The sequence below is a fragment of the Pseudoalteromonas sp. AOP7-A1-14 genome (assembly GCF_052376275.1).
In the GTDB taxonomy this organism is placed as follows: Bacteria; Pseudomonadota; Gammaproteobacteria; order Enterobacterales; family Alteromonadaceae; genus Pseudoalteromonas.
Genome location: NZ_JBQSVO010000211.1, coordinates 1 through 2,180, shown reverse-complemented (window position 1 = coordinate 2,180; position 2,180 = coordinate 1). Strand labels below are relative to the sequence as shown.

The 2,180-nt window shown below is 36.2% G+C and carries 2 protein-coding genes; both read right to left on the bottom strand.

Translation table 11 applies throughout. From position 1 onward, the window contains the following. Positions 1-821: TniB family NTP-binding protein (locus tag ACT3RM_RS17580; RefSeq protein ID WP_444511474.1), on the bottom strand; the 821-nt coding region annotated here is incomplete at its 3' end. Next, positions 818-2,180 (bottom strand): Mu transposase C-terminal domain-containing protein (locus ACT3RM_RS17575; protein ID WP_444511473.1); only part of this gene is annotated, 1,363 nt, incomplete at its 5' end. The genes ACT3RM_RS17575 and ACT3RM_RS17580, both read right to left, overlap by 4 nt.

Here is a 2,180-nt window from a genome sequence, read left to right as displayed (position 1 = left end):
ATAAAATGTTTATTTTCAAGATACTCGTTACAACTCAATGCTAATTTTAAAGCCTCCAACAGTAGATGTTTAAGAGCTCGATTCTCACCTCGACATGCAGCAAACAACGCTATTGTGGTATTTTTACTTTCAAGCTTAGGAGGCTCATCAAATGGCATTTTCTTCGCTAGGCCCATTAAATATTGGCGAAAGTACTTAATGTCGTTCTTTAAGCTAAAGTATTCAAGTTTTCTTTTTCTAACTAAGCGAGAAGCCCATTGAGGTTCTTCAGCTATTTTTGCAGCCCAAGGCATACCAACCAGTACTATTGGCACTTTGGCTTCTTCACTAATAAACTTTAACCCATTTGCGATTTGCTGGCGTTCTTGTACGCTTTTAAACTCTATTAACTCCTGAAACTCATTAATGATGAGTAACTCAACTTGAGCTTTAATTAAGCTTTCTACAAGTTTTTTAGTTAGGTCTGTTTTGTAGCCTCGCTTTTTAATTTGGCTACTTCCAAATAGCTCCAGATCTGCCAGCATTTGGATTAAAGTTGCATCTAAGCCTTTCCCCCTAGATATACGACTTATTAAGACTGGCATAGTATTTCGGCTATAATTCTGTGTAGCTAGAACTCTTTTTTTGTAGTGATTAATGGTATGGCTTTTTCCTACGCCTGTATCACCAATTAATAGCATACACTGCTGGTCTGACTGAAATATACGGTTTAATCTCAGCTCATCAAAGTCATTAAAAATTGTTTTGATTTGAGAGTGCATAACAATGCAATCGCTAAAGTTGCGCAACTGTTCGATCTGCAATTCTGTTAAGGCATTCATTCAAATGCCTCTAAGTCATCATCCCAATCATCAAAAATATCGTTACTTATATTTTTTTGTACAGGGGCTGCACTTTCTTCAGAAACCTTAATAGTGCCCGTTCCTGTATTGCTTACATCAGCTATTTGAGCTTGCTTTTTGACAGTTGTAATTTTTGCTTTAGTTTTTGATTCAATGAAAGCTTCTTGCTCTTGTCTTACTCGCTCATGAATAGCCATGCGTGCTTTAGCTAAACCCAAACTATCTTTAGACTCCCGAATGATTTCCCTGTTAATTTTTTTTATTGTTTTATGTTCATAGATACTTAACCCGTCCGTATAGCCGGTAGGGTCTGTACACGGTACTTCAAGGTAACTTTCCAGCTCTTCTAAATAAACATAAATTTTTGAAATGTCATCTGGATCTACTTTAATGATTTTTTTTACGCTTTCTTTTGTTTGCGGGTAATGCTTACGGTAATCAGCTAAGGCCGTAGAGTCATACATTAGTTCTTGATATTTGATACCATTTCTCGATAATGTTCTTGAGTCTGATATTCGCATTAACATTGAAAAACGCGTTTCCTCCTCTTCATTCATAGTCAATGGGGGATAAACATCAAATCCTTGTTGCCATCGCTTAATTGGGATACGAGTTTCACGTGAATTACTATCTTGATGGTATACATCTACAATCCAGCGGTGAAACTCTTCTACAAAAGTTGAAAAGCGCATAATTGCATCTTTTTCGGGTTTATATTCTTCTTTTTCTAATATGTTTGAAAATGTTTTACCTGGAACTTCAGGTAAGAAATATTGATTCATCACTCCAAAAAAGCGCTCTATAAATGGTTTGAGCCAAGGCTTGCGTACAGGGTTATATTGAATATTTATTCCTGTTGATTGACAAGCATGCTCTAAATTTTTAGACCAAAACTCAGCACCATTATCTACTACTAAGTTTTCAAACTTACCAAAGCAAGGCCAATTATTTTGTAGTTGTATATTCAGAGCATCAAGTGATTTTGGATTAATTGCGTGAGTAATAGCCTTCGCTGCAGATACATACGAAGGAGATTTATAACTTAGATGAAAACCAAGAACACAGCCACTAAATACATCAATAAGTAATGTTAGATAAGGCCTTCCTATGGGGATAAGTAACTCATCATCAAGTAGAATTAAATCAAGTGGTGTATGATCAATCTCTACACGCTCTAATATTCTTGTAGGAGGTACATGAGCAGCACAGTAAGCAAACCATTGGTCTGCCTTAAACTTTCCGTGTCTGGCTACAGCGACCGCGTATGGGGGGATTGCTTTGATTCTTTTATTAAAAGCAGTGTAAGACATAATTGGAATCTTGCCTTCAACAATATTT